This window comes from Cellulomonas sp. GbtcB1, assembly GCF_019091725.1.
Classification (GTDB): domain Bacteria; phylum Actinomycetota; class Actinomycetes; order Actinomycetales; family Cellulomonadaceae; genus Cellulomonas.
Map to the genome: position 1 here is coordinate 18,796 of NZ_JAGXJG010000017.1, position 25,090 is coordinate 43,885.

Below are 25,090 nucleotides of genomic sequence, written 5' to 3' on the forward strand. Positions count from 1 at the left end.
GGCGGGCCGTGGCCGCTAGGGTCGCGACCATGACCAGGGGACTCGCCGCCCGCACCGGCGCCGCGCTCGTCGTCGTGCTGGCCGTCGCCGGCTGCTCGGGCCCGCCCGGGCCGTCGCAGGACGACGTCACCGCCTGGATGGACGCGCAGGACGACGCGGAGGTCGACGGGCTGCTCGGCAGCGCCACGGGTCGCGTCGACCCCGGCGACCCCGAGCCGTCGGACGCGACCACGGGGGAGATCACCCTGTCGTTCCCGGCCGCCGCGCGGCTCGACGGCGTGCGGCTGTCGTGCCTCGGCGACGGCGTCCTCGACTTCGACGTGTTCGTGACGACGGCCGCGGGCGCCGGTGCGACGCGGACCGAGGTGGTCGCGTTCCCCGACGTGCCCTGCGGGACGGACGCCCACGACGAGCAGATCACCGCGACCCACGTCGTGAGCGTCGGCGTCACGGGCTCCGGCGCGGAGCGCGCGGGGGCGTGGCACGCGCTCGTGCTGGGCTCGGCGCCGGCCTGACCCGCCCGGCAGCGGTCCTCAGGCGTCGGGGTGCGGCGCCGAGCCGGCGTACGCCGGGCGGCCGGCGGGCTCGTACGTCTGCACGGTGACGCCGCCGGGCGTCGTCCGGGACGCCACGAGCGTCAGCCGCAGGTCCGGGCCGTCCTGCGGGAACAGCCGCGTGCCCTGGCCGACGACGACCGGGTAGACCAGCAGGGTCATCCGGTCGACGAGGCCCTGCGCGAGCAGCCACCGGACCAGCACCCCGCTGCCCGGGACGAGCAGGTCGCCGTCGCCCTCGGCGCGCAGCCGGCCGACGGCCGCGGCGTGGTCCCCCGCCAGGACCGTCGTCCCGGACCAGGCCGGGTCGGTCAGCGTCGTCGAGGCGACGTACCGCGGCCGGTCGTGCAGCGCCGCGGCGATCGGGTGCGACCCGGGGTGGGTGAACGCGCCCCAGTACCCCGCGAAGTTCTCGTACGTCCGCCGCCCGAGCAGGAACGCCGCCGCCGCGCCGTACTCCTCGGCGACCAGGTCACCTACCGCCGGGTCGCCGGAGCCCAGCGCCCACCCGCCGCGCGTGAACCCGCCGCGGGTGTCCTCGCCGGAGCCGCCCATGCCCTGCATCACGCCGTCCAGGGAGACGTGCGTGCTCGTCGTCAGCCTCATCGTCGCGGCTCCTCCCGTGCTGCGGGCCGTCCCGCCGACTGTAGGCCTGCTCGGCTCGCCGACGCCGAGGTCGGTGGTTCCCGCCGAGGTCGGTGGTCGCAAGCACCGACCTCGGCCAGAAGCACCGCCCTCGGCGGCGGGCGTCCGTCGCCCGGACCCCGCACCGCCCTCGGTCGCCGGAGCCGGCCGCCCGCGCCACGATGCGGGCACGTGCTTCCGGAGCCGAGGAGACCGCCGTGACGTTCGACCCGTGGGGCCTGCTCAGCATCGTCGTCATCTTCGGGGTCGTCCTGCTGACGCGGGTCGTCGTGCGCCGCGCGACCGCGAGCCGACAGCCGGACTACCACGAAGAGGGGCGGCGCATCCGCGACATGACGCCGCTGGCGAAGGCGGTCGCGGTGCTCGCGGGCATCGCCCTCCTCGGCGTGGTGGTGACGCGGTCGCTCGACCCGGTGCCAGGGCTGTTCTGGGTGTGCGTGACCGTCGTGATCGGGTGCGGGGTGGTCGTCGGCATCAGCGAGCACCGTCGGGTGCGCCGTGACCCCGGCTGCCCGAGTACCGCGGGGAGCGCCCGCCGACCTGAGACGGCCCTGCGGGTGGTGGTCGCCCCCGCGGGCTACGGGATCTCGGGGTGCGCCGCGAGGTAGGCCTCGGCGACGGGGACGACGGCCCGCATGTGCGCGATCCGGGCCTCCAGCTCGTCGCGGAACAGCATCAGGACCGGTGCCTGCGCCGTGGCTTCCGCGTCCGCCATCCGGGGCACGAAGTCGACCTCGGTCTTGCACCGCACGTCCGTCACCGCGAGCGCGACGCTGTCCCGGTCCCACCGGCTGGTGGTCGCGCCCGCGACGGCGTAGCCGCTGTCGCCGCCCGCCGGCTCGAGACCGTGCCGCGCGAGGCACGCGGCCCAGTCGGCGACCGCGCTGCGGCTCTCCTCGGACGCCGCCGCGAGCTCGTGCGCCTGGAGCAGGGCGTCCGCGAGCTCGTAGCTCCCGTCGAGCTCCGGGCTCATCGCGCGCACGGCCTCCGTCCGACCGCACGCCTCCCACACGGCCATGGGCACGTCGGGGTCCACGGCGCCGGCGGCACGGCCGCCCTCCGGCGGCACCGCGTAGCCGTACGTCTGCGCCTCCTCGAGGTCCCACACGCCGAACGTCCTGTCGCTCGGCGGGTCGCCGGGGATCGCCGTCTCCCAGGCGATCGGCCGGCCGACCTCCGCCTCGGCGCAGCGCTTCATCTCCCAGCTCCTGGCCAGGCCCACCGTCGCCCACTCCTCGGCGGTCAGGTCGTACCGCGCCATCGGGAACGTGATCGTCCCCGCCTCCGGGTCGACCTGGGCGTGCAGGTCGGCGTCGGCAGGGCTGGGCGAGGGGGTCGACGTGCCAGCCGGCTGGAGGTCGCCGGGCGGCGCGTCGAGCGCGCGGACCCCGGACCACGCCCCGGCGACCGCGAGCGCCGTCGCCGCCACGACCGCGCCCCCGCGGGCAAGGCGTCGCCGCCGGCCCCCGCGGACCACCGCGGCGACGTCGACGGACATCGCGGGCACCTCGGCGTCGGCCCGTGCCCGGAGGCGGCGGGCGAGGTCGTCGTCCTGGGTGCTCATCGGTCGCTCCCGTCCCGGGCGGCGCCCGTGTCGGTCTGGTCCGGGGACTGGTCCGCGGAGAGGACGACGCGGAGCGCCGCCATCGCCCGGGAGGCGGTCGACTTCACGGTCCCCGCGCTGACGCCCAGGTCCTCGGCGACCTCGGCCTCGGACAGGTCGAGGAAGTGCCGTAGGACGACGACCCGGCGCTGGCGCGGCGTCAGCGTCGCGAGCGCCCGGACGAGCTGGTCGCGGTCGCCGGTGCGATCGCCCGGTGATCGGCCGTGCAGCGGGGTGCTCTCGGGCGAGACGTCGTCGGGTGCGACGAGCACCTCCCGCCGCCGACGGCGCCAGTGGTCGACGCGCAGGTTGGCGAGCACCCGGCGCGTGTACCCGAGCGGGTCGCGCTGCCGGACGTGGCCCCAGCGGCTGTAGGTGCGGACGAGCGCCTGCTGTACGAGCTCCTCGGCCTGGTGCCGGTCCCCGCAGAGCAGCCAGGCGGTGCGCAGCAGGTCGGTCTGGTGCTGCCGGACGAACTCGGTGAACTGCCGGTCGCGGTCCAGGGCGACGGGGGCGACCTCGTCGGCGGCGGAGCCGGGGGCGGCCGGTGCCGGTGGCGCGTGCCCGGCGGCCTCGAACCTCTCGCGCAGGAAGTCCACGCCGTCCGCGCTGCTCATCGTGGTCACACCGTAGAAGACGCAGCGGCGCGCGGTTCGGTTGCGTCGGGGCGCGCGCCTCGTCGCCGGGGGCGGCGGTCGTGCCTCGGACGTGGGGGCCAGCGCGGGGGTCTGCCGCGCCGGCGGTCAGGACGCGATGCGCGCGCCGCCGGCCACGAGGGCGGGCTCCTCGGTGCGGCGCAGCTCCGCCCACACCGCGTCGAGGGACAGCCCGAGCACCTCCGCCACCGCCGCGACCGTGGGGAACGCCGGGGTGGCGACCCGGCCGGACTCGATCTTGCGGAGCGTCTCGGGGGACACCCCGGCGTCCAGCGCGACGGCGAGGACCGTCCGCTCGCCGCGGGCCCGCCGCAGCAGCGCGCCGAGCCGGCGGCCGCGCTCGACGTCGTCCGGGGTGAGCGGGAGCCTGACCATGCCCGGGATTCTAGTACCGGGATAGTATGGACGGGATAGTTATCCGCAGGATGCTGGAAGGCCGCACCATGATCGAGATCCTCAGCCCCGCCGAGCTGGACCGCGCCCGCGCGACCGGCACCCTGGTGGCGTCCATCCTGCGCACCATGCAGGAGCGCAGCACCGTCGGGACGAACCTGCTGGAGATCGACCGGTGGACGAGGGCGATGATCGCCGACGCCGGGGCCGAGTCCTGCTACGTCGACTACGCGCCGTCGTTCGGGCGCGGGCCGTTCAGCCACTACATCTGCACCTCGGTCAACGACGCCGTGCTGCACGGGAAGCCGCACGACTACACGCTGGCCGACGGCGACCTGCTGACGCTCGACCTCGCGGTGTCGCTGGACGGGATCGTGGCCGACTCCGCCGTGAGCTTCGTCGTCGGGAAGACCCAGCCGGCCGAGAGCCTGGCGCTGATCGAGGCCACCGAGCGTGCGCTGGCCGCGGGCATCGCCGCCGCGGGGCCGGGTGCGCGCATCGGCGACCTCTCGCACGCGATCGGCACCGTCCTCACCGACGCCGGGTACACCGTGAACACCGAGTTCGGCGGGCACGGCGTCGGGTCGACGATGCACCAGGACCCGCACATCGCGAACACCGGCCGAGCAGGGCGCGGCTACACCCTCCGGCCGGGGCTGCTGCTGGCGATCGAGCCGTGGGTCATGGCCGACACCGACGAGCTGGTCACGGACGCCGACGGCTGGACGCTGCGCAGCGCGACGGGGGCACGGACCGCGCACAGCGAGCACACGGTGGCGATCACCGAGGACGGCGTCGAGGTCCTCACGCTGCGCTGACCCGCGCGGGTGCGAATTCGAAGCACCTAGGATGTCCGCATGACCGACCCCGCGACGCCCGGCCTGGACCCCGTCGAGCTCGGCGCGTACTTCGCGCTCATCGAGGTGAGCAGCCTCCTGCGGCACACCGTCGAGCAGCAGCTCCAGGAGGTCGGTGGCCTGAGCTACGTCCAGTTCCAGCTCCTGGCCACGCTCGGCGACGCCCCGGAGGGCAGCCGGCGGATGACGGACCTGGCCGACGGCGTCGTCTACAGCCGCAGCGGTCTGACGTACCAGGCCGGCCTGCTCGAGAAGGCCGGCCTGGTGACGCGTGCGCCGTCGCCGGACGACGAGCGCGGCGTCACGGTGACGATCACCGACGCGGGCCGCGACGTGCTCGCCCGGGTGTTCCCGGGCCACATCGGCGTCGTCCGCGAGCTGCTCGTGGACCCGCTGGACCGCACCGACGTCGAGTCCCTCGCACGGGTGCTGGGCACCGTGCGGGACCACCTGCGGGCGAACCCGCCGCGGTCGGCGGCGCCGCGCCGCCGTGGGCGGGCGTCCCAGGCCTGACACCGGGGCGGGCCGCCGACCGCGCGAGCCGTCGCCCCGCGGCGGCGCGGTCGCAGGGCGCCCGGCCGCGACCGGGCGCCCTGGGGGGACTCGTCAGGCCGCGGCGGTCGGGTAGTCCGTGTACCCCTCGGCGCCGGCGGCGTAGAACGTGGCCGGGTCCGGCGCGTTCTCGCCGAGGTCCCGCGCCCAGCGCGCGACGAGGTCCGGGTTCGCGATCGCCGCGCGGCCGACGGCGGCGAGGTCGACGACGCCGTCCTCGACCAGGCCGACCGCCTCGTCGCGGGTCGTGTTCACGGCGAAGCCCGAGTTGCCGATCAGCGGCGCGCCGACCCGGCGGCGGATGCCCTGGACCAGGTCGCCGCGCAGGTCGCGGTGCAGCACGTCCACGAACGCGAGCCCCAGCGGCGCGAGCCCGTCCGCGAGCGCCGCGTAGGTGGCCGCGGTGACCTCGGGGTCGGTCTCGACCGCGCCCTGGATGTCGTGCTCGGGCGACAGGCGGATCCCGGTCCGGTCGGCGCCGATCTCCGCGGCGACGGCGCTGACGACCTCGATCGCGAGCCGCGCCCGGCCCTCGGGGGTGCCGCCGTAGCCGTCGGCCCGCAGGTTGCTGGCGGGGGAGAGGAACTGGTGGATCAGGTAGCCGTTGGCGCCGTGCACCTCGACCGCGTCGAGCCCGGCGTCGACGGCCCGGCGCGCGCCGGCGACGAAGCCGCGGACGACCCCGGCGATCTCCTCGGTGCCGAGGGCGTGCGGCACGGGGTGCGCCGCCTTGCCGGTGGGCGTGCGGATCTCGCCGGGCGCGGCGACGGCGCTGGCCGAGACGACGCGGGCGGCGCCGGTGACGTCGGGGTGCGCGATGCGCCCGCCGTGCATGATCTGCATCGCGATGCGTCCGCCCGCGGCGTGCACGGCGTCGGCGACCCGGGCCCAGCCGGCGGCCTGCTCGGCGGTCTCGATGCCGGGCTGCCCGGTCCAGGTGCGGCCCTCGATCACGGGGTACGTGCCCTCGGTGAGGACGAGGCCCATGCCGGAGCGCTGGCGGTAGTGCTCGACGAGCAGGTCGCCCGGCACCGCCGACTCACCGGCACGGAGCCGGGTCAGCGGGGCCATGACGACGCGGTTGGCCAGCGCGACGCGGCCGACGGTGGTGGGGTCGAAGATCTTCACGCACGACCCAGCGCCCTGCGAGCGCGCGCTGTTCCGTGACGTGCGCCACCGGAAGGCGCCTCCGCGAGGTCCCGGGTCACTGGCCGACGCGACCGTCGATGCACTCGCGCAGCAGGTCGGCGTGCCCGCAGTGCCGGGCGTACTCCTCGATCCGGTGCACCTGCAGCTCGCGCACCGCGATGCCGCCGGCGCCCAGCCGCTCGCCCGGGTCGGGGTGCGCGGCGAGGGCGGCGTCGGTCGCTGCCTGCTCCCGCGCGAGGTCCGCGAACGCCGCCGTGACGAGCGACGGCTCGGGTGCAGCGCCCTCGAAGTCGCCGTCGGCGCCGCCGTACAGCCGAGGCGGCTCCGCGCCCGGCGTGATCCAGCCGCGCCAGTCCCGCTCCACCTCGGCCAGGTGCCGGACGAGGCCGAGCAGCGACAGCGTCGACGGCGGGACCGACCGGCGGGCGAGCTGCTCGGCGTCGAGGTCGTCGCACTTCATCAGCAGCGTCGCCCGGTACCGTCCGAGGTAGTCGACGAGCGTCGGCAGCTCCCCGTCGGGGCTCACGCCGTCGCTGTTCCGCGGGTCGTCGGCGGGGTCGACCCACATGTCGGGGTACACGGTCGCCCGGGTCCACCGGGTGGGGCGGTCCATGGCGCCATGGTCGTCCGGTCCGCCGCGGAGGTCGAGGTGTTTCCCCCGGGTCCCGGGCTCAGCCCTCGTCGCCCGCGGCGGCGAGCCGCGCCGCCCGCGCCTCGACCCACGCCGCGTCGTCGAGGTAGAGCCCGACGTGCCCGAGCAGCCGCGCGTCGCCGTCGGCGCGCTCGCGCGTGAACCGCGCGAGCTCCCGCAGCCGCACCGGGACGACCGGGACGACGTCGCGCGGCCGGATCTCGCCGTAGGCCCGGCACAGCAGCTCGAGCCGGCGCCGGCGCTCGGCGAGGGGGACGGGGACCGCGTCCGCGCCCGCCGGGCCGAGCGGGACCAGCCGGTAGGCGAGGTACGCGAGGTCCCAGGAGCGCGGTCCCGGCGCGGCGGTGTCCCAGTCGATCAGCGCCACCGGGCGCCCGTCCCGGAACACCATGTTGTCCGGCGAGGTGTCGCTGTGGCAGACCACCTCGGCGGGCTCGTGCTCCGGGAGCCGCCACGTGGCGCCGGTCCGGTCGAACGACGCCGACGCGTCGTGCACGCGCCGGAGCAGCGCGGCGGCGTCGGCGAGCACGTCGTCGTGCCACACCCACGCCGGCAGGGGGTAGGCGGGGACTTCGCCCGGGACGAGGCCGGTCACGTCCCGGCCCCGGTCGTCGACGCCGAGCGGCTCCGGCACCCCGGGGACCCCCGCCGCGCGCAGGTGCGCGAGCAGGCGCTGCACGGTCGGGGTCCAGGGGCCGCCGGCGCGCCGCACGGTGTCGCCCGCGCGGACGGCGCCGCCCATGCCGCCGCCGGGGAGCCGGGTCTCGGCGGTCGTCTGGTCCACGCCGCCATCGTTGCGCCGCCCGGACCTGCGCGGCCAGCGCATTCCCGCGGCCGGCCTCACGTAGCCGCGGCCGCGAGCGCCTCCTCGGCGCGCTCCGGGCTGCCCTCCGACAGCCCGCGGTCGATCGCCCGCCGGGTCGTCAGCAGCAGCACCGCCCCGGCCGCGAGGACCGCGACCTCCGTGACGGTCAGCGCCCAGATGATGCCCGGCAGCCCGAACCAGAGGTTGCCCAGCAGCACGACGGGCACGAACAGCACGCCCTGCGTCACGGACATGACCGTGGCCGCCAGCGCCTGGCCGGACGCCTGGAACAGCGAGGTGATGAGCCCGGTGAAGCCGTTGGCGATCATCGCGGTCAGCTGCGCCGCCAGGACCGTCCCGCCCAGCGCTTGCACGGAGCGGTCGGTGAGGAACGCGGCCAGCACCGTGTCGCGGAACAGGAACACCACCGCCGAGAACAGCAGGGCGACCCCGCCGACCGCGACGGCCGAGGTCCGCAGCGCCGCGGTGAGCCGCGCCCGGTCGCCCTTGCCGTAGGCGTAGGCGAGCAGCGGCAGCACCCCGAGCGTCACGCCCATGACCAGGAACTCCGGCACCTGGGCGATCCGCACCGCGACGCCCATCGCGGCGAGCGGCCCGTCGCCGTACCCGGCGGCGAGGTTGTTGAGCACGAGCGCGGTGACGATCAGGAACGCGGACTGCAGCAGGGTGCCGACGCCGACGCCGAGCACGGGCTTGAGCACGCTCGGGGCGAGGGTGAACCACCGCGGGGCCAGGCTCATCTGCGTGCTGTTCCGGGTGAGCCACACCGCGAAGTAGCCGACGGACACCAGGTTCGCGAGGCCGACGGCCAGCGCCGCCCCTGCCACGCCGAGGTGCAGGCCGAGGATGAACAGCGCGTCCAGCGCCACGTTGGCGACGGTCGAGGCGATCAGGCCCGTCATCACCTGCCGGGCGGCGCCCTCGGCGCGCACCAGCTGCTCGAGGCAGACGGCCGCGGCGAGGACGGGGACGAACGCGAGCAGGATCGCGACGAACGTCGTGGTCGCGTGCCGCGCCGCCTGGTCAGCCCCGAGCAGCGAGACCACCGGGTCGAGGAGCAGCAGCGCGGTCCCGCCGAGCAGGACGCCCGCGCCGACGGTGCCCCAGAGCGCGAACGCGGAGACGCGCCGGATCTCGTCGCCGTGGGCCCCGTCGTGCTCGGCGGCGCCGAGGAGTCGGGAGACCAGCGCACCGCCGCCGACGCCGAACACGTTCCCGATCGCCATGACCAGCGCGAGCACCGGGGAGCCCAGGGTCACGGCGGCGAGCAGGGCGTCGTCGTGCAGGGAGCCGATGAAGCCGGCGTTGACGACGTTGTACAGGGCGCCGACGATCATCGCCGCCGCCATCGGCACGCACAGGTGCACGAGGGCGCTGACGACGGGCGCCGAGGAGAGGAACCACCGGTCGGTGCCGGGGGCGTCTGCCGGGGTGGCGGCATCGGGGGTGGGGGTCGTGGTGCGCATGGCTGCTCCGTTTCAGGGCAGGGCGAAGCGCGCGGCGGACGCCGCGTGGGTGCGTGGGGGTGGGGGAGGGGGAGGCGCGCGAGGGCGCGGGGTGCCGCCGCGCGGACGGGCCGCGCGGTGGGGACGGGTCAGGGGGCTGTCAGTCCCGCGTCGGGCGGGGGAGTGCGGCCGTGACCTTCTGGAGCAGGGCGTGCAGGGCCGCACGCTCCTCGGGGTCGAGCGGGGCCAGGAGCGTGTCGTCGGCCGCCTCGACCGCGGCGGCGAAGCCCGCCACGAGCTCGGCGCCCTCGGGCGTGGCGTGCACGCGCTTGCTGCGCTCGTCGCCCGGCTCGGTGCGACGCTCGACCAGGCCGCGCGCCTCCAGGCCCTTGAGCAGGCTCGATACGCTCGCGGCGCTGGTCCGGGTGATCGCGGCGATGTCGCGCTGGATGGCCCCGGGGTTCTGCGCCAGGTAGCCGAGGACGAAGGCCTGCTCGTGGCTGAGCCCGCGGGTGCGGACCCAGTCCTCGCCGGCCTTGCGCTGGGCCCAGCCGATCCAGCGGACCAGGTCGAGGGTCGTGGTGAGCTCGGGCGCGTCCATGTGCAGAAACCTAAGTGTTAGGGCTCTAACTGTCAACCGTTGAACTGAAGGCGACTCAGGCGAGGTCGCGCGAGGACATCACCCGGTCGACCGCGACCCGCAGCACGACCCGCTCGACGGCGGGGTTCGGCGGGCGGTACCGCTGCTCGTAGCGGCGCAGCGCCTCGGCGATCTCGGCGGGGTCGTCGGCGACCTCCACCGTGCCCTCGAGCGTGAGCCACCGGCGGCCGTCGACCTGGCACAGCGCCGCGCGTCCCGGGCCGCCGGAGCCGCCGCGGCGCGCGTTCACGGCCTTCTGGGTCGTCGGCTTCGTGGTCACGCGCGCCACGCCCGCCTCCGCGTCCCAGGTGAACGCCACGGGCACGACGTGCGGGGTCCCGTCGGCACGCAGGGTGGTGAGCGTCGCGAGGTGGCGCTCCGTGACGAAAGCGAGCCGGGCGGGGGAGAGGCGGAGCACGCGGGGAAGCGTACGGGGCGGTCCCGGCCGCGGCGCGCCGGCGCCGGCCCGGCTAGTCGAGCACGACCCGGTCGTGCGGCTCCGCCGCGTACCGCCGCCCCGGGTAGCGCAGGCCGCGGAAGTACATCGTGGTGTGCGCGACGATCTGCTCCCCGGAGATCCGCACGCCGTCGTACTCCGCGTCGGTCGTCGTGTGCGCGTCGCTCACCAGGGTCACGTCGAACCCGCGGACGGCCGCCGACTGCGTGGTCGTGCGGATGCAGAAGTCGCTCTGCGCCCCCGCGACCACGAGGTGCGTCGCGCCCAGCCCCGCCAGCAGCTCGGCGAGGTCGGTGCCGGCGAACGAGTCGCGGTACGTCTTGCCCACCACCGGCTCGTCGTCGCGGCGCGCCAGCGGCGGGGCCAGCCGCCAGTCGGGGGAGCCGACCTCGAAGGCGCCGTGGTCCTGCACCCACACCACCGGGACGCCCTCGGTGCGGGCCCGGTCGACGAGCGCCGCGGTCCGGGAGAGGACGCCGGCGGCGTCGACGCAGCCGTCCAGGACGCCGGTCTGCAGGTCGATGACGAGGAGGACGGTGCGCGCGGTCACGCGGGCATGCTGCCAGACGCACGCCGCGGCCCGGGGGCACACTGGTCCGGTGGTGGACGAGGCGGGGTGGACGGCGGACGAGCTCGACCGCCTGGGGCGCGCCCAGGAGCTCGAGGTGGCGGCCGAGCGGCGCGACGGCACACACCGCCCCTGGACCCCGATCTGGCTCGTCGTCGCCGACGGGCACGTGTACGTGCGCACGTGGGTGCGCCGGGACACCGGGTGGTACGGCGCCGCGGTGGCGTCGGGCCGGGCTCGGGTGCGCGTCCCGGGGCTCACGGCGGACGTCGTGGTCGTCGACGTCGGCGCGAGGGCGCCCGAGGGTGTGACGGCGGCGTACCGCGCGAAGTACAGCGGGACCGGGGCGGACTCGGTCGTGACGCCCTCGGCCGTCGACAGCACGCTGCGCCTGGACCCGCGCCGCTGACCCGCTACCGCCCGAGCTGCTCCGAGCCCTCGGACAGGTCCGCGCTGCGCTCGGGGCGCGGCACGCACAGCTCCAGTGCCTGCGGGCGGACCGTCACGGTGAGCGTGCGACCCGGGTCGATGACGTCGCCGTCGACCTGGCGCCGCTCCTCCCGGTCGCTGACCACCCGGATCCGCTCAGCGCGCAGCACGTCCAGGTGCGCGACCCGGTGGGGGTGGCGCAGCACGCCCCAGGCGGTCTGGATCCAGTGCCCGATCGTGCGCGGGGCGAGGACCGCCACGTCCATCTGCCCGTTGTCGGGCTCGGCGTCCGCGAGCAGGCGGACGCCGCCCTGGAGCCGCCCGACGTTGCCGATCAGCACCGAGCGCGCGCGGCGGCGCACCGGGGGCCGGTCGTCGAGGTGGATCTCGACGTGCATGCTGCGGTCGCCCAGGTGCTTCAGCGCGGACAGCACGTAGGCCACCGGGCCGGCCTTGGCCTTGAGCGCGGTGGAGGCGTCGTCGAGCAGGGCGGCGTCGAACCCCATGCCGGCCATCACCGCGAAGGTCCGGCCGTCCGCCTCGCCGACGTCGATCCGCCGGCGCCCGTGCTCGGTGACGATCTGCACGGCCGCGGCAGGGTCGTCCGGCACGCCGAGGTTCGCGGCGAGCAGGTTGCCCGTCCCCGCGGGCAGCACCGCGAGCGCGACGCCCGTGCCCGCGAGCCCCTCGACGCAGGACCGCACCGTGCCGTCGCCGCCGCAGGCGAACACCACCTGCGCGCCGTCCTCGACCGCCCGGCGCGCCTGCCCGGCGCCCGGGTCCTCCGCGGTGGTCTCGACCCACTCGGGCAGCGGCCACCCCGCTGCGCTCAGCGCCGCCTCGACCGCGGCCCGGCGCTCCTCCAGCCCGTCGACCCGCACGGGGTTGTAGACGACGACCGAGCGCAGCGGCCCGGCGTCGCGGTCGAGCGACGCGTCGGCGGGGTAGCGGTCGCCCTCGCGCGCCTCGGGGGTCGCGTCGGCGGGGCCGGTGGTGCCGGTCGGGTTCATGGCGCTCTTTCTTCCGTGCAGCGGCGGGCGCGGGTCCCTGCCCGCGCGGTCACGACCGCAGTGCACCACGCCGGGCGGGTTCCGGCGCGTCGAGCCGCCGCGCCCCGGTCACGAGCGCGCCCCCGACGCGACTCAGGCCGCCAGGTGGAACGTCCGCGCGAACCGGTCGAGCAGGTCGCCCGGCCCCCGCAGCACCTCGACCACCCCGGACGCGATCGCACCGGCGGGGTCGAGCTCGCCCGAGATCAGCCGGCGGATCCCGGGACCCGTCGCGAACGCGAGGTCGGCCGACGCGGTGCCGTCGCCGGGCGCCACGGCCAGCGCCGGGCCGTCGACGCGCACGAGCAGGTCGGCGGGCCCGACGCGCGCGGCGTAGGCGGTCGGCGGCAGCGCCACGGCGACCTCTGGGCGGAACGCGGTACGGAGGGCGACCGTCAGGGAGTCGGGCGTGACGACCTGCCCCTCGCGCGGCTCGCCCAGCGCCTTGAAGCCCCACGCCCCGAGCGCGAGGACGACGGGCTCGAGCTCGCGCCCGTACGGCGTGAGCTCGTAGACGATCACCCGGGACCGGGGCGCCCGCCGGATCACCCCGGCCTCCTGCAGCTCCTTGAGCCGCGCCGCCAGGACGTTGCTCGGGATGCGGGGGAGCCCCGCGGCGAGCTCGCCGTAGCGGCGCGGCCCCACGAGCAGGTCGCGCACGACGAGCAGCGCCCAGCGCTCGCCCACGAGCTCCAGCCCCCGGGTGACGCCGCAGTACTGCCCGTAGTCGCGCGCGGCCATCGGCTCAGGCCTGCTGGTCCGCCACGGCCGCGGGGCCGTTCGCGGCGGCGACCGGGTCCATCCAGCCGAACTCGAGCAGGTTCCCGTCGGGGTCGGCGATCTGGCGCTGGTACATGAAGCCGTAGTCCGCGGCGGGCCGCTCCTCCACGCCGCCCGCGCCCTGGCCCCGGGCGATCGTGTCGTCCACCGCGGCGCGGCTGTCCAGGAAGATCGCGGTCGTCGCGGACACCGTCGTCGACGGGTCGCCGACCGGGCGGTCGCTGAACGTCTGGAAGTAGTCGCGGGTGACGAGCATGAAGTAGCCGTGGTCCTCCTCGACGACGACGCAGGCGGCGTTGTGGTCGGTGAACTGCGGGTTGACGGTGAACCCGAGCGCCTCGTAGAACGCCTTCGCGCGCTCGAGGTCGGTCACCGGCAGGTTGACGAAGATCGCGGACATGGTGCTCTCCCTCGGACGCGGCTGACTGTGACCCGCACCACACTTGCAAAAAGCAAGTGCGGCGTCAAGGGCGCGGCGCCCGGATCTCGGGTCGAGGACGGCCGGCCGTGCCAGGCTTCGTGCCGGGCGGGTCGGACGCCCGCGGACGGGGGAGACGTGCTGCTGCAGGACACGGTGCTGGGCGTCGTCGGGATGAACGCGCTCGCCCTGCTGCTCGTGGTCGCGCGGGCGCCGCTGTTCCGGACGCGGCTGTACCGGCCGATGCTGCTGAACATCGGCCTGTCGATCGCGCCGGTCGTCGTCCTCGGGGCGGGCGTCCTGGCGGTGGCGCTGCTGCTCGCCGCCGGTGCACCCCGGGCCGTGGGCGTGGCCGCGGAGGTCGCGGTCGTCCTGGTGTGGCTGCTCCTGCTGCCCAACGCCGGGTACCTCGTGACCGAGCTGAACCAGTCGCACCGCAAGCCGGGGGAGCGCGTCCCCGAGTGGTACGACATCCTCCTCGTGCTGTCGCTGGCGATGTCCGGCGTGCTGAACATGCTGATCAACGTCTTCTTCGTCCAGCTCGCGTACGTGGCGCTGCGGTTCGACGACGTGGACGGGCTGCAGTCCGCCGAGGTGCGCTGGCTGACGGTCGCGGTGCTGCTTCTCGCGGCCTTCGGCATCTACCTGGGCCGGAACATCCGGGTGAACAGCTGGGACGTCCTGCGGCCGTGGCGGCTCGTGGCGCGGGTCGTGACGCACCTGCGGTCGCCCGGGCGGCTCGTCGAGGCGACCGGGTTCACCCTCGTCTGCGGGGCGTTCTTCGGGCTGATGCACCTGGTCGTCGTCGGCCCGCTGGTCGGCGCGGTCGTCGCCCTGGGCTAGGCGGCCGCCGGTATTGGCGTTGACCTCGCTCGGTACGGTCGCGGGATGCACCTCGACGAGCTCCCGCTGGCCGGCCGCACCGCGCTCGTGACGGGCGTGTCCCGCCGCCAGGGCATCGGGTACGCCGTCGCCCGTGAGCTGGGACGCCTCGGCGCCAGCGTCTTCACGCACGACTACGCGCCGCACGACGCGGACCAGCCCTGGGGCGGCGACGACCTCGACGCGGTGGCCGCGGGCGTCCGGGACGCCCTCCGGGGCGGGGCCGTCGCGGGGCACGCGAGCGCGGACCTCCGGGACCCCGCCGAGGTGGTCGCGCTGTTCGCCGCCGCCCGCGGCCTGACCGGCACCGTCGACGTGCTGGTGTGCAACCACGCGCGCAGCGGCGGGGACGGCTCGATCCTCGACATGACGCCGGAGGCGCTCGACGCGTTCTGGCAGACGAACACCCGGTCGACGATCCAGCTCACGCAGCGGTTCGCGCGCCAGTTCGCGGCGCCGTCCGCGGGCACGCGCCCGGGCGAGCGGCACGCGCAGCAGGCGCCGACCGACCCCGAGCGCGCCCCGAAGGTCGTCTGGATGACCTCCGGGCAGCAGCACGGGCCCATGCGCGGCGAGGTGGCGTACGCGGCGTCCAAGGCCGCGCTCGCCGGGGTGACGGCCACGGTCGCGGCCGAGCTGCTGGACCTCGGGATCGTGCTCAACACGGTGAACCCCGGGCCGGTGAACACGGGGTACCTCGATCCCGGGTCGACCGACCGCCCGCTGGCGGAGCTCGACGCGCTCCGCGCGGCGACGCCGTTCGGGCGGTGGGGCGAGCCCACCGACCCCGCGCGGCTCATCGGCTGGCTCGTGAGCCCGGCGGGGTCCTGGGTCGTCGGGCAGGTGCTGACGTCGGACGGCGGCTTCGGGCTCCGGTGACGGTGTCGGCGCCGGCCGGTACGGTGCGCCGGTGAACGTCGTCGAGCACGGGACCGGGACGCCGCTCGTCCTCCTGCACGGCTTCGGCCTCGACCACCGCGTGCTGCTGCCGCTCGACCCCGTCCTCGACGCGGCCGGCGGGTGGCGGCGGCTCTACCTGGACCTGCCCGGCGCCGGCAGGACACGCGTCGGGGACGTCGCGAGCACGCAGGACGTGGTCGCGGCCGTCGAGGACGAGCTGGAGCGCCGGATCGGCGACGAGCCGTTCGCGGTCCTCGGGCAGTCGTTCGGCGGCATGGTCGCGCGGCAGGTCGCGCACGACCTCCGACCCCGGGTGCTCGGGCTGGCGACCGTCGCGGGCGTGTTCGTCGCGGAGCACGCCCGCCGGGACGTCCCGCCGGCCACCGTGCTGCGCGCCGACCCGGCCGCGCTCGCGCTGGCCGGCGACGCCGCGGCGGACTACGTCGAGGGAGCCGTCGTGCAGTCCGAGGCGCACGTCCGGGCGTTCCTCGAGCACGTCCGGCCGGGGCTGCTCGCCGCCGACACGCGGGCGCTCGCGCGGATCGCCGCGCGGTACGCCCTGGACCGCGAGCCGGAGGACGCGGACCCGGAGCCGTTCACGGCACCGGGCCTGGTCCTGACCGCGCGGCAGGACCACGTCGTCGGCTACGAGGACGCCTGGGCGCGCCGGTCGCACTACCCGAGGACGACGTTCGTCGTGCTCGACGGGGCGGGGCACGACGTGGAGCTGGAGCAGCCCGCGCTCACGGCCGCGCTCGTCGCCGACTGGCTCGCGCGGGTGCGGGCCGACGCGGGCTGACCCGCGTCAACCCCGGCGCAGGTCCTGCGCGAGCATCACGATGATGCCGCTCGGCCCGCGCACGTAGGTCAGCCGGTAGGCGTCCTCGTACGTCGCGACCCCGCGCAACGGGTGGCAGCCGTGCCGCGCGGCTGTCGCCAGCGCGGCGTCGAGGTCGTCGACCGAGAACGCGACCCGGTGCATCCCGATCTCGTTCGGGAGCGTCGGCTCGGTCTCGATCGCGTCCGGGTGCACGTACTCGAACAGCTCGAGCCGCCCGTGGCCGTCCGGGGTGCCGAGCATCGCGATCCGGGCGTGGTTCCCGTCGAGCCCGACGGCGGTGTCCGCCCAGTCGCCGCTGACCTCGTCCCGGCCGAGCACCTCCAGACCCAGGTCGGTGAAGAAGGCGATCGTCGCGTCCAGGTCCCGGACGGCGATCCCGACGTTCTCGAGCGCGATCGGCATGCGCCGCACGGTACGCCCGTGCGGCGCACGCCGGTGGTTCAGCCGCGCGCGACCGCGGCCACGAACCGCGCGCTGTGCTCCTGCACCGCCGCGACCCGCCGGGCGACCGCCGCGGCGGCGTCGTCCCCGGCCTCGACGATCGTCGGCCGGCGGCGGGCGTTGCGGGAGCACGCGAAGTCGGCGCAGATCAGGGTGCCGACGGTGTCGCCGTTCCGCCCGGCCGGTCCGGCCAGCTTCGCGACGAACAGGGCGACCTCGTTGGTCGCGACGACGTCCTCGCACCAGGTGCACACCGCGCTGCGGCGGGTGGCGCCGTCGGAGGCGCGCAGCACCATGCCGGTCGGGCGGTCGTCGACGCGGGTGACGACGTAGGCGCGGCGGGGGTTCTTGGGGTCCGTCCAGCCCAGGTAGTCCAGGCGGTCCCAGTCGAGGGACGCCAGGTCGGGCAGCACGGCCTGCGCCGCGTCGCGGCGGGAGCAGTTGACGAAGGACGCACGGATCTCGGGCACGGTCAGGGCACGCATGGTGGAGCTCGCTCTCGGTGAGGGGGAGCGCCCGGCGCGGTCAGGGTCGCGCGGGCACGGGGCAGCGCCGTCGCGGGGGACCGGGACGCGCACCCGTGCGGGTGGGTCGGTCCGGCGCGACGGCGGGGGACCCGTCACACAAGGTGGCCGTGGCGGCCGACCTCGTTCCCTGCGGACATCCGCTGGCTCCTCGTGCTCCTGCGGCCGCGGCGGTTCGCGCGGCGCACTCCCACTGAGCATGCACCACGGAGCGCGGGATCGTCGCGCCCTTTTCTCGGCAGGGCCCCGCCACCGAGCCGGGGCGCCGCCCGGACCGCGACCCCCACGGCGGGTCCGACACGCACGTCGTGAGGACCGGATGACGGGGCCGACCAGGCGTGTTGTGATGTCGTGAAACGAGAGAGGCACCCATGAACGACTGGAACGCGAGCATCATCGCGGAGTTCCGCGCCCACGACGGCAAGGTCGGCGGCCGGTTCGAGGGCGCCCCGCTGCTCCTGCTGCACACCACCGGCGCGAGGTCGGGCCAGGAGCGCGTGAACCCGGTGATGTACCGGGACCTCGGCGGGGGCAGCGTGGCCGTGTTCGCCTCGTACGCCGGGCTCGACGTGAACCCGGCGTGGTTCCACAACCTCGTGGCGGAGCCGCGCGTCTCGGCCGAGATCGGCACCACGACGCGGGAGTTCCTGGCGCGGGTGGCCTCCGGCGAGGAGCGCGCGGTCATCTGGGAGCAGCAGAAGGCCGAGTACCCCGGGTTCGCCGGGTACGAGGCGAAGACGGCCCGCGAGATCCCGGTCGTGGTGCTCGAACCGCGCTGACCGCCGGCCGTCACGCCGTCGCCAGGGCCCCGACCTCCACCGCGGTCCGCCGGACGTCCGTGGCGGTCGCCGGCCAGGCCTCGGGGTCGACGCCCAGCCGCGTGCGCAGCCACGCGGTGGTCACGCGCTGCACCAGCCGGACCCGCTCCGGGCTGGCGTCGGTGGTCTCGGCCACCTCGTGCCCGACGATCCCGCCGAGCGAGTGCTCGCCGCCGGTCAGGGTCAGCAGCGCGTCCGCCCCGGGGCTGAGGTGGTAGGCGTCGGTGAACCAGTCGGGTCCGCGGGTGGACAGCGCCGACCGGTCGGCGTCACCGGCGACCACGAGCGTCGGCGTCGTCAGGTGCGCGTACGCGGGACGCATGAACGGCAGGTGCTCCGCGGCGAACGGCGTGAGGCTGTCCCCGGTTCCGGTCGCCGCGAGCAGCACCCCGGCCCGCACCCGCGGGTCCGCGAACTGCTCCTCGGCGGCGCCGTCGGGGCTGAGCACGCCGGCGCCGAGCAGGGCGCCCGCGCTCTGCGCGCCCCAGGAGTGCCCCGCGACGGCGATCCGCTCCCGGTCGACCCGGCCGGCGAGCCCCGGCACCGCGGCCACGATCGCGTCGAGGTGGTCCAGCACCGCCGTGAGGTCCGCGATCCGCCACCGCCAGATGTCCGCGAATCCGGGGTCGTCGTGACCGAGGCCCCGGGAGCGCGAGTCGAGGTGCGTGGGCTGGACGACGACGAAGCCCTCGCCGGCCCAGTGCTCGGCGAGCGGTGCGTAGCCGTCCATCGACCAGCCGTTGCCGTGGGACAGGACGACGACGGGGAGGCGGTCGCCGCGCAGGGGAGCGGTGACCCGGACGAGCAGGGGAGCGGGTCGCCCGTCGACCGGGACCTCGATCGGCTTGACCGAGCTGATGGGCGTCGTGGGGATCGTGCTGGTGGTCACGGCGATGGCCTTTCGACGGGGACGACGATCTGGCACACTGGGCCATACGGAACAGTGTTCCGGTAGACCATATGGAACCGTGTTCCGTTTAGCAAGCAGCGTGAGGTGACCCCGCACATGGCCGAGACTGAGGCGACCCCGGGCCGGGGACGGCGCCGCGCGGACGCCGAGCGCAACGTCGCCGCGCTGCTGGACGCGGCAGCCACGGAGTTCGTGCGGGCCGGCGTCGACGTGCCGGTGCGCGACGTCGCCGCGCGGGCCGGCGTCGGCGTCGCCACGATCTACCGGCATTTCCCGACGCGCGCCGACCTGGTCGTCGCCGTCTACCGGCACCAGATCGACGCGCTGGCGCGCCTCGGGCCGGATCTGCTCGCCGCGGGCGGGACGCCGTCGGCGGCGCTGGCGACGTGGATCGACGGGTTCGTGGACTTCCTCGTCACCAAGCACGGGCTCGCAGGGGCGCTGCGCTCGACGGACCCGGGGTTCGAGGCGCTGCATGGGCTGTTCGTCAGCCGGCTCGTGCCGGTGTGCGGCGAGCTGCTGGCCGCGGCACGGAGCGCCGGTGAGATCAACGACGCGCTAGGCGCCTACGGGCTGATGCGGTCCGTCGGGAACCTGTGCATCGGCGCCGAGTCGGACGAGCGGTACGACGCGCGCGCCGCCGTGGCGGTGCTGCTGGCGGGGCTGCGCGCCGGGTCGCGCTGACGGCGGCCCGTCCCGTGCGCACCCGGGGGACGCGGCGGCGTTCGCGCACCTCCGAGACCGACCGGGTGCCATGATCACGGCATGACGGTCCGGTGGTGGCGCCTGCTGCTCGTGTGGCCTCTGGCCTTCGCGCTGTCGGTCGCCGCGACCGTCCTGGCCCTGCTCCTGGCCCTGCTCCTGGCCGCCGTCGCGCACACGGGTGAGACCGGCGCGTGGGGTGATCTCGGGTACGTCGCGCTCTGGGTCCCAGCGCTCGCCGTCGTGCCGGCCGCGGTGATCGGCGTCCCGCTGCTGGTGATCACCGCGGTGAGCCTGCGCGAGGCAGGGCTCGGGTGGCAGGTGCTGACGGTCGGCTGGTTCGCCGCGGGAGCCGCCGCCGTCGGCGCGGCGTTCCTCCTGAGCCCGTGGGGGCCGTTCGGCTGGCGGTCCATCGACACGACCGCGCCGTACGACGGGATGTTCGCGGTGTTCGCGGGGTTCGCGGCCGGGATCGCCGCCGTCACGTGGGGCCTGGGGACCGCCGCGGCCTGGGCCGTCGTCCGGCCGGTGGGTCCGATCCGGCGGGTGCTCACGTAACGCCGATAATGCACGTTATGTCAGACCCTCGTCTGCGTATTGCATCTGATGTACGACGCCGCCGGCACCGTCCCTCCTCGACGCACGAGCCGGCCCTCTCCCCGGGCAGCACGAACGTGACGGTGCGCTGGTCGCACCGTGTGGTGCTCGTCAGTGCTGCTTGCGTCGCCGGTCGGCTTCGAGCGCCTGTCGGTACTCCCCGGTGGTGCGGATGCGCGGTGCGAACAGAAGTGCGACGAGGTACGCGACGACGAGCAGTCCTCCACTGAACAGGCCCAGGACGACCGCGATGCTGCGCAGCCAGTCGACGCGGACATCGGCACGGGTCGCGAGGCCGAGGCAGAGGCCACTGATCTGCTTCCCTTCGACGATCCGGCAGAGGAACGGAGCGCGTGCTGCGGGTGCGGCTTCGCCGTCCGGGGAGATGGGACCGAACTGCTCCAGAACGCGCGTCGTCACGCTCCTGTCGATCTGACCTCCGTCGTCGAGGATGCGCCGGAGCTGATCGCCGATCGCTGCCTCGACGTCGCGGACGGTCTCGTCGCCGGCAGGACTGGCTCCCATCGCCGTGCGCGCCTGCGCGAGGTACTCGAGGATCAGCACCCTCGCCTCCGCACTCATCGGGAACGCACCGCCATGTCCGGCGAGAGCGAGATCAGTCATGGTCATCGTCCTATCGAGTCGAGTGCCGTCGCGAGGGTGTGGATGTATGTGCGGAACTCCCCGAGCTGTTGCCGGCCGAGGTCGGAGATCGCCAGGTACTTCCTGGGCGGACCCGTGGGCGACTCGCGCCACTCGTGCGTGACGAGCCCCTCTCGTCGCAGCCGGCTGATCAGAGGGTGAAGCGTCCCGTCCTGGACCGGGAACCCTGAGGCTCGAAGGGTCTCCGCGATCTCCCCCGCATACCGCTGTTCGTGCTCGACGACGGCGAGGACGGCCGGCTCGAGCATTCCCCGGCGTAGTGCAGCCAGCTTCGCTTCCACATAGGTACCTTATTGCAACCCGGTACCTAGCACAAGCAAGGGTCGCACCCGCAACAGTCCCCTCCACGTCCGCGTCACCGTCATCCTGCGTCGCCGAACGCCCGAGGCCGGAGTGCCGCAGCCGCTCCCCCTCCTGGACGTCGGCTCCCCCGGATCCGTCGCCGTCCCGGCCAGCACACTTGACCGAGTTCTCAGCCAGCCGGGTGAGGGGGCAGTTCGCCGGACTTCGCATCTGGCGCGGAGTGGCTGCGGGACGCAGGCGTAGCGATCCACGAGCTGAGGATGCGGAGCTTGTCTTCGCTCGCGGAGCCGGGTTCCGGCGACCAGACGGTGACGTGCTGGTCCGGGTTGCCGGTCCAGTAGTAGCTGTCCCAGTCGAAGGTGAAAGCGCCGAGATCGGGGTGGTTGATGGTCTTGCGCCCGTACTCCTGCACGTGGACGCGCCGGTCGGCCCACCACTGCCGGAAGAGCGGGGAGCTGATCGACAGCTCGCCGACGAGCTCGGCGAGCCGGAGGTCGCGCGGGTTGTCGATGGTCTGCATGCGCAGCAGGGCGACGCCGGCGCGGGCCATTGCCTCCCAGTCGTCGTAGAAGTCCTGCATGCGCGGGTCGGTGAACAGCATCCGCACGTAGTTGCGTTCACGACGTGGGATCGCGTCGAGGTCGAGCAGGAGGGCTCCGGCGAGCGGGTTCCAGGCGAGGTAGTCCAGGTGCTTGCCGACGACGAACGCGGGCGTGAGGGTCAGGTGGTCGAGCAGGCGCTGGATCTGCGGGCGCGTCGGGCATCTGCTCCTTCACCGAGGTGAACGAGCCCTGGACGATGACCGCCGGGTAGCTCTTCGCCTCGTCGAAGTCGGCGGGGGTGAACAGGTGACCCTGCAGGGTCAGGGTGTCGCGGTCGAAGCTGACGTTCCGCTTCATGAGTTGGGCTCCTCAGTGCTGTGGCTGATGCCTCGTGCGACACCGTGGTCCGGGTCGACGCGAGGGGTGGAGAGTTCGGCAAGGGCGTGGAGCACCTGGGCATGCTCGTCGGCCAGCGGCATGTTGTCCGGGTCCCACCAGCAGTCCGCGGTCCGCGGATCGTCGGCCTCGAGGGCGGCGAACAACGGGTCGAGCTCGTCCTGCGCCGGCCCGACCTCGGCCACGAGATCGAAGGTCTTGCCCTTCGACTCGGGACTCGACAACGCGCCGACCAGGACCCGCGCGATCTGCTGACGCCCGACGACACCCACGTCCGGGGTCATGGACCAGCGCTGCTCCCCCTGGAACAGGTGCAGGGACTGGTGGTCCGCGCTCTGCATGTCGAACCACCCGGGCCGCGCGATCGTGAAGTCGTGGCCGCTGGCACGCACCAGCCGCTCCCCTCGACGCTTCCAGTCCAGCAGGTCCCCCTGACCGACGTTGGCCACGCCGATGGCCGACATGATCACCAGGTGCACCCTGCGGTCACGGATCGCGCGCAGCACGCGCAGCATCCCGCCGAAGTCGACCAGCCGCGCATCACCGTCGAGCGTCGCGACGATCGCCTCGACGTCGCGGACCGCCTCAGCGATCCCCGCACCCGTCGTCAGGTCACCCTCGACGAACCGCACCTCGCTCGGCAGGACAGCTCGTGCCCGGTCGACGTCGCGGACCAGCGCGACGACCTCGTGGCCGGCCTCCAAGGCCTCTGTCACCACCCACCTGCCAACACTTCCTGTGCCACCCAGGGCCAGTACTCGCACTGCACTCCTTCTCGTCCGAGCCGCCGTCCGCGGCTCCGGTACGAGCATGTCTCGCCCTGTCCGGGCTCAACCGGGGAGAGATCTTTCCCAGGCACGGTCGATACCGCGGCTGCGGTGGCCGCCCTCGGGCTCGCAGGCCTGCCGGCGAGCCGGTCCGCTCCCAGGTGCGTGCCGAGGCGCGCTCCCTGCTGTAGCCCCGTGACGCGCGACCGCTACGGAGTACGACCGATCCTGAGATGCAGGGGTGCCAGTAACAGCTGCGTTCCCCCAAGATGGGGCCCGCGGCTTCCCGGTCTGCATGGCCTACTGCAACGTGACCGCGTAGGGTCCTCCGACCGCGATCTTCGGCGAGGGTGACGCTCCTGGACCATCGCTCGCCAGGATGACGCTGTAGACGTACATGGTGTACGACCCGGATGGGACGGTCTCGTAGCTGCCGCTGTCCGGGCATGACGCGAACCACTGGTAGACCTCGGCGGGGAACGACTCTCCCGCGCCGACGTCGAAGGTCGCGCCGGAGTCGTAGTCCTGCCGCGTCGGGTCGTACACCTGGCTGACGACGGTGCCATCGTGATCCACGAGCACCGCGTGCAGCGTCTGCGGCACGGTGCCGACGAGTCTGCCCTCCGGGGTCGTCGCCGTCACCGTCGCGCGAGCGCTCAGGCCCCCACGGAGATCGTCGAGGCCGGCGCTCGACTCGAGGGCGACGTCGAAGTCCGCGGTCACGCGTCCGGCGATCAGGTCGTCGGGAGCGGCGCGCCCGCACGTCGGTACCAGGCTGGGCCACTGCCCGGCCTGCTGGCCGGCTCCGAGCTCGAAGCTGACGGGCGCGAGCTGGACGACGTCGCTGCGGCCCGTTCTCGGATCCGTGCCGACGGCGTAGGTGCGGTACGTACCGTCGAGAGGTGCATCCGTGCGGCAGTCGGCCGCGTCGTAGAGCCCGTCGACGGCGGTCGCCCCGCTGCCGTCGGTCGCCTCGAACTCGAGCTGCTGGGCCTGATCGCTACGGAAGGCAACGGTCCCGCCGGAATCGACCAGGACAGTCGTCACCGCGGAGCGGTCGGGCGCACCGAGCGGACCGGACGGGCCGTCGGGCTCGACGAACACGTCGACGTACAGCGCATCACCTGTCGAGGTCCCCTGGAACGACCCGTTGCGCTCGTCGACCACTCCCACGGCGACCGAGCCGTGCACGGTGAAGTCCACGTGGTCCGCAGCGCTTAGCACGAACTCCTCCCCGCACGTCGGAACGCGTGGAGCGGGTGTGCTGGGCAGGGCTGGTCGGTGATCCTCGGGCAGACCGTCTGCGAGCAGTCCGACTCCCGTGCCCACCGCCCCGATCACGGCCACTCCCCCGATGCACTGGAGGGTGACGCGGCGCGCACGGCGCCGGTGCATGCGGGTCTGGATGCGCCGCACGTCCACTGGGTGCGCGACCCGCTCTGCCTCGGTGGTGAGGTCTCGCAGCGCCCTGCCGAAGTCCATGCTCATCGCCCGTCTCCCTCGTCGACCAGGACGGTCCGCGCCGCCGCCGGGGCGGCGAGCGGCCCCAGCACGCTCTCGAGGCGCCGGACCGCAATGCTCAGGTAGCGCTTGACGGTGCCGTCAGCGAGGCCCATCCGATCGGCGATCTCGCCCACGGTGAGGTCGTCGTAGTACCGCAGTACCACGCACGCCCGCTGCTGCGGAGGCAGACGGCCGAGCGCGGTCCGCACGTCCGCACGGGCCTCCACCTCGTCGGTGCGGCTCTCCAGGCGCTCGTCGCGGACCAGCAGGTGACGGACTCGCTCCCACTGCCGGCGCCGACGATACGAGTCGATCCAGGTGGTGAGAATCGCGGTGCGGACGTACCCCTCGGCCGAGGCGAGCTCGACGTGCCGCCCGCGGACGAACGTCTTGACCAGCGCATCCTGGACCAGGTCCTCGGCGTCGCGAAGATTGCCGGTGAGCAGGGAGGCATAGGCGTGCAGCGCCGGTCCACGGTCGCGTGCCAGGGCAACCATCACGTCGTCGCTGTGTCGACGGCGGTCGTCCATCGCGGCCCCCTCGCCAGTGGTGTGCATCTTCTACCACCAGGGACGGGGAGCACGCGCGAAACGTTGCACGGAGCGACCGATCGTCGCTGGTGAACCAT

34 protein-coding genes are annotated in these 25,090 nt (G+C 74.7%); 11 read left to right on the forward strand and 23 right to left on the reverse strand.

Translation table 11 applies throughout. The features are described 5' to 3' along the window. The first annotated feature begins 29 nt into the window (after window positions 1-29). The gene (locus KVT14_RS08280) at window positions 30-515 is read left to right on the forward strand and encodes a hypothetical protein (protein ID WP_217615211.1); all 486 of its coding nucleotides are present in this window, start codon (window positions 30-32) and stop codon (window positions 513-515) included. 18 nt (window positions 516-533) lie between these two features. Here the strand turns inward: KVT14_RS08280 and KVT14_RS08285 are convergent, their stop codons facing one another. Further along, entirely contained in the window at window positions 534-1,160 is a 627-nt protein-coding gene (locus tag KVT14_RS08285; protein ID WP_217615212.1) for a dihydrofolate reductase family protein, read from the reverse strand. A gap of 236 nt (window positions 1,161-1,396) precedes the next feature. Here KVT14_RS08285 and KVT14_RS08290 point away from each other — a divergent pair, with 236 nt between their 5' ends. After that, window positions 1,397-1,807, forward strand: a complete 411-nt coding sequence (locus tag KVT14_RS08290; RefSeq protein ID WP_217615213.1) for a hypothetical protein — start codon at window positions 1,397-1,399, stop codon at window positions 1,805-1,807. Here KVT14_RS08290 and KVT14_RS08295 read toward each other — a convergent pair. From KVT14_RS08295 to KVT14_RS08305, 3 genes are all read right to left on the reverse strand, one after another. Next, window positions 1,777-2,763, reverse strand: coding sequence for a hypothetical protein (locus KVT14_RS08295; protein WP_217615214.1), 987 nt, complete (start codon window positions 2,761-2,763; stop codon window positions 1,777-1,779). The genes KVT14_RS08290 and KVT14_RS08295 overlap by 31 nt on opposite strands. Further along, the gene (locus KVT14_RS08300) at window positions 2,760-3,419 is read right to left on the reverse strand and encodes a SigE family RNA polymerase sigma factor (protein WP_217615215.1); all 660 of its coding nucleotides are present in this window, start codon (window positions 3,417-3,419) and stop codon (window positions 2,760-2,762) included. The genes KVT14_RS08295 and KVT14_RS08300 overlap by 4 nt, the downstream gene beginning before the upstream one ends. A gap of 126 nt (window positions 3,420-3,545) precedes the next feature. Further along, entirely contained in the window at window positions 3,546-3,833 is a 288-nt protein-coding gene (locus KVT14_RS08305) for a helix-turn-helix transcriptional regulator (protein WP_217615216.1), read from the reverse strand. 68 nt (window positions 3,834-3,901) lie between these two features. Between KVT14_RS08305 and map the strand changes: the two genes are divergently transcribed. Both map and KVT14_RS08315 read left to right on the forward strand, forming a co-directional pair. Then, complete coding sequence (map, locus tag KVT14_RS08310; RefSeq protein WP_217615272.1) at window positions 3,902-4,669, forward strand: type I methionyl aminopeptidase; 768 nt, start codon at window positions 3,902-3,904, stop codon at window positions 4,667-4,669. A gap of 39 nt (window positions 4,670-4,708) precedes the next feature. Continuing rightward, window positions 4,709-5,221, forward strand: coding sequence for a MarR family winged helix-turn-helix transcriptional regulator (locus KVT14_RS08315; protein WP_217615217.1), 513 nt, complete (start codon window positions 4,709-4,711; stop codon window positions 5,219-5,221). A 93-nt stretch (window positions 5,222-5,314) separates the two neighbouring features. On the opposite strand, the gene KVT14_RS08320 is transcribed toward KVT14_RS08315, so the two are convergent. The 7 genes from KVT14_RS08320 to KVT14_RS08350 form a co-directional block, all read right to left on the reverse strand. Next, a complete protein-coding gene (locus KVT14_RS08320; protein ID WP_217615218.1) occupies window positions 5,315-6,388 on the reverse strand; it encodes an alkene reductase in 1,074 nt (357 codons plus the stop codon). A gap of 76 nt (window positions 6,389-6,464) precedes the next feature. Continuing rightward, window positions 6,465-7,022, reverse strand: coding sequence for a DUF664 domain-containing protein (locus KVT14_RS08325; RefSeq protein WP_254630601.1), 558 nt, complete (start codon window positions 7,020-7,022; stop codon window positions 6,465-6,467). 58 nt (window positions 7,023-7,080) lie between these two features. Beyond that, window positions 7,081-7,845 (reverse strand): phosphotransferase, encoded by a 765-nt coding sequence (locus tag KVT14_RS08330; protein ID WP_217615219.1) that lies wholly within the window; start codon window positions 7,843-7,845, stop codon window positions 7,081-7,083. A gap of 56 nt (window positions 7,846-7,901) precedes the next feature. Next, the gene (locus tag KVT14_RS08335) at window positions 7,902-9,353 is read right to left on the reverse strand and encodes an MATE family efflux transporter (RefSeq protein WP_217615220.1); all 1,452 of its coding nucleotides are present in this window, start codon (window positions 9,351-9,353) and stop codon (window positions 7,902-7,904) included. A 139-nt stretch (window positions 9,354-9,492) separates the two neighbouring features. Then, entirely contained in the window at window positions 9,493-9,933 is a 441-nt protein-coding gene (locus KVT14_RS08340; protein ID WP_217615221.1) for a MarR family winged helix-turn-helix transcriptional regulator, read from the reverse strand. Window positions 9,934-9,988: 55 nt separating this feature from the next. Then, complete coding sequence (locus tag KVT14_RS08345; RefSeq protein WP_217615222.1) at window positions 9,989-10,390, reverse strand: pyridoxamine 5'-phosphate oxidase family protein; 402 nt, start codon at window positions 10,388-10,390, stop codon at window positions 9,989-9,991. Window positions 10,391-10,442: 52 nt separating this feature from the next. Next, window positions 10,443-10,979 (reverse strand): cysteine hydrolase family protein, encoded by a 537-nt coding sequence (locus KVT14_RS08350; RefSeq protein WP_217615223.1) that lies wholly within the window; start codon window positions 10,977-10,979, stop codon window positions 10,443-10,445. Between the two features lie 49 nt (window positions 10,980-11,028). On the opposite strand from KVT14_RS08350, the gene KVT14_RS08355 reads away from it, so the two are divergent. Beyond that, entirely contained in the window at window positions 11,029-11,406 is a 378-nt protein-coding gene (locus tag KVT14_RS08355; RefSeq protein ID WP_217615224.1) for a DUF2255 family protein, read from the forward strand. Between the two features lie 4 nt (window positions 11,407-11,410). On the opposite strand, the gene KVT14_RS08360 is transcribed toward KVT14_RS08355, so the two are convergent. The 3 genes from KVT14_RS08360 to KVT14_RS08370 form a co-directional block, all read right to left on the reverse strand. Next, window positions 11,411-12,436, reverse strand: a complete 1,026-nt coding sequence (locus KVT14_RS08360) for a diacylglycerol kinase family protein (RefSeq protein ID WP_217615225.1) — start codon at window positions 12,434-12,436, stop codon at window positions 11,411-11,413. Between the two features lie 132 nt (window positions 12,437-12,568). Next, window positions 12,569-13,216, reverse strand: a complete 648-nt coding sequence (locus KVT14_RS08365; protein WP_217615226.1) for a helix-turn-helix domain-containing protein — start codon at window positions 13,214-13,216, stop codon at window positions 12,569-12,571. Between the two features lie 4 nt (window positions 13,217-13,220). Beyond that, on the reverse strand, window positions 13,221-13,655 hold the full coding sequence (locus KVT14_RS08370) for a VOC family protein (RefSeq protein ID WP_217615227.1): 435 nt from the start codon (window positions 13,653-13,655) through the stop codon (window positions 13,221-13,223). A 156-nt stretch (window positions 13,656-13,811) separates the two neighbouring features. Here KVT14_RS08370 and KVT14_RS08375 point away from each other — a divergent pair, with 156 nt between their 5' ends. Genes KVT14_RS08375 through KVT14_RS08385 form a run of 3 tightly spaced genes read left to right on the forward strand, consistent with a single transcriptional unit; the run spans window position 13,812 to window position 16,254 of the window. Next, window positions 13,812-14,516: a DUF1361 domain-containing protein gene (locus KVT14_RS08375; RefSeq protein WP_217615228.1), complete on the forward strand. Its 705-nt coding sequence runs from the start codon at window positions 13,812-13,814 to the stop codon at window positions 14,514-14,516. A gap of 45 nt (window positions 14,517-14,561) precedes the next feature. Next, window positions 14,562-15,434, forward strand: coding sequence for an SDR family oxidoreductase (locus tag KVT14_RS08380; RefSeq protein ID WP_217615229.1), 873 nt, complete (start codon window positions 14,562-14,564; stop codon window positions 15,432-15,434). 31 nt (window positions 15,435-15,465) lie between these two features. Beyond that, the gene (locus KVT14_RS08385; RefSeq protein ID WP_217615230.1) at window positions 15,466-16,254 is read left to right on the forward strand and encodes an alpha/beta fold hydrolase; all 789 of its coding nucleotides are present in this window, start codon (window positions 15,466-15,468) and stop codon (window positions 16,252-16,254) included. Window positions 16,255-16,260: 6 nt separating this feature from the next. Here the strand turns inward: KVT14_RS08385 and KVT14_RS08390 are convergent, their stop codons facing one another. Continuing rightward, window positions 16,261-16,698: a VOC family protein gene (locus tag KVT14_RS08390; RefSeq protein WP_217615231.1), complete on the reverse strand. Its 438-nt coding sequence runs from the start codon at window positions 16,696-16,698 to the stop codon at window positions 16,261-16,263. 38 nt (window positions 16,699-16,736) lie between these two features. Further along, window positions 16,737-17,222, reverse strand: a complete 486-nt coding sequence (locus KVT14_RS08395; protein WP_217615232.1) for an FBP domain-containing protein — start codon at window positions 17,220-17,222, stop codon at window positions 16,737-16,739. 410 nt (window positions 17,223-17,632) lie between these two features. Between KVT14_RS08395 and KVT14_RS08400 the strand changes: the two genes are divergently transcribed. Then, window positions 17,633-18,040, forward strand: coding sequence for a nitroreductase family deazaflavin-dependent oxidoreductase (locus KVT14_RS08400; RefSeq protein ID WP_217615233.1), 408 nt, complete (start codon window positions 17,633-17,635; stop codon window positions 18,038-18,040). A 10-nt stretch (window positions 18,041-18,050) separates the two neighbouring features. On the opposite strand, the gene KVT14_RS08405 is transcribed toward KVT14_RS08400, so the two are convergent. Further along, complete coding sequence (locus tag KVT14_RS08405; protein WP_308160972.1) at window positions 18,051-18,968, reverse strand: chlorophyllase; 918 nt, start codon at window positions 18,966-18,968, stop codon at window positions 18,051-18,053. Between the two features lie 117 nt (window positions 18,969-19,085). Here KVT14_RS08405 and KVT14_RS08410 point away from each other — a divergent pair, with 117 nt between their 5' ends. Together KVT14_RS08410 and KVT14_RS08415 are read left to right on the forward strand one after the other, a co-directional pair. After that, window positions 19,086-19,673 carry a TetR/AcrR family transcriptional regulator gene (locus tag KVT14_RS08410; RefSeq protein ID WP_217615234.1) on the forward strand — a complete coding sequence of 196 codons (588 nt, stop codon included), beginning with the start codon at window positions 19,086-19,088 and terminating at the stop codon, window positions 19,671-19,673. An 81-nt stretch (window positions 19,674-19,754) separates the two neighbouring features. Further along, a complete protein-coding gene (locus KVT14_RS08415; protein ID WP_217615235.1) occupies window positions 19,755-20,249 on the forward strand; it encodes a hypothetical protein in 495 nt (164 codons plus the stop codon). A 150-nt stretch (window positions 20,250-20,399) separates the two neighbouring features. Here the strand turns inward: KVT14_RS08415 and KVT14_RS08420 are convergent, their stop codons facing one another. The 6 genes from KVT14_RS08420 to KVT14_RS08445 all read right to left on the reverse strand — a co-directional run bounded on the left by KVT14_RS08420 (window position 20,400) and on the right by KVT14_RS08445 (window position 24,992). Further along, window positions 20,400-20,912, reverse strand: a complete 513-nt coding sequence (locus KVT14_RS08420) for a PspC domain-containing protein (protein WP_217615236.1) — start codon at window positions 20,910-20,912, stop codon at window positions 20,400-20,402. 2 nt (window positions 20,913-20,914) lie between these two features. Continuing rightward, a complete protein-coding gene (locus KVT14_RS08425; RefSeq protein ID WP_308160973.1) occupies window positions 20,915-21,232 on the reverse strand; it encodes a PadR family transcriptional regulator in 318 nt (105 codons plus the stop codon). A 191-nt stretch (window positions 21,233-21,423) separates the two neighbouring features. After that, window positions 21,424-21,999, reverse strand: coding sequence for a hypothetical protein (locus KVT14_RS08430; RefSeq protein WP_217615276.1), 576 nt, complete (start codon window positions 21,997-21,999; stop codon window positions 21,424-21,426). Between the two features lie 150 nt (window positions 22,000-22,149). Beyond that, a complete protein-coding gene (locus KVT14_RS08435; protein ID WP_254630603.1) occupies window positions 22,150-23,004 on the reverse strand; it encodes an SDR family oxidoreductase in 855 nt (284 codons plus the stop codon). Between the two features lie 255 nt (window positions 23,005-23,259). After that, complete coding sequence (locus KVT14_RS08440; RefSeq protein WP_217615238.1) at window positions 23,260-24,447, reverse strand: hypothetical protein; 1,188 nt, start codon at window positions 24,445-24,447, stop codon at window positions 23,260-23,262. Next, complete coding sequence (locus tag KVT14_RS08445) at window positions 24,444-24,992, reverse strand: sigma-70 family RNA polymerase sigma factor (protein WP_217615239.1); 549 nt, start codon at window positions 24,990-24,992, stop codon at window positions 24,444-24,446. Before KVT14_RS08445 ends, KVT14_RS08440 begins: the two co-directional genes overlap by 4 nt. Between the last annotated feature and the right edge of the window lie 98 nt (window positions 24,993-25,090).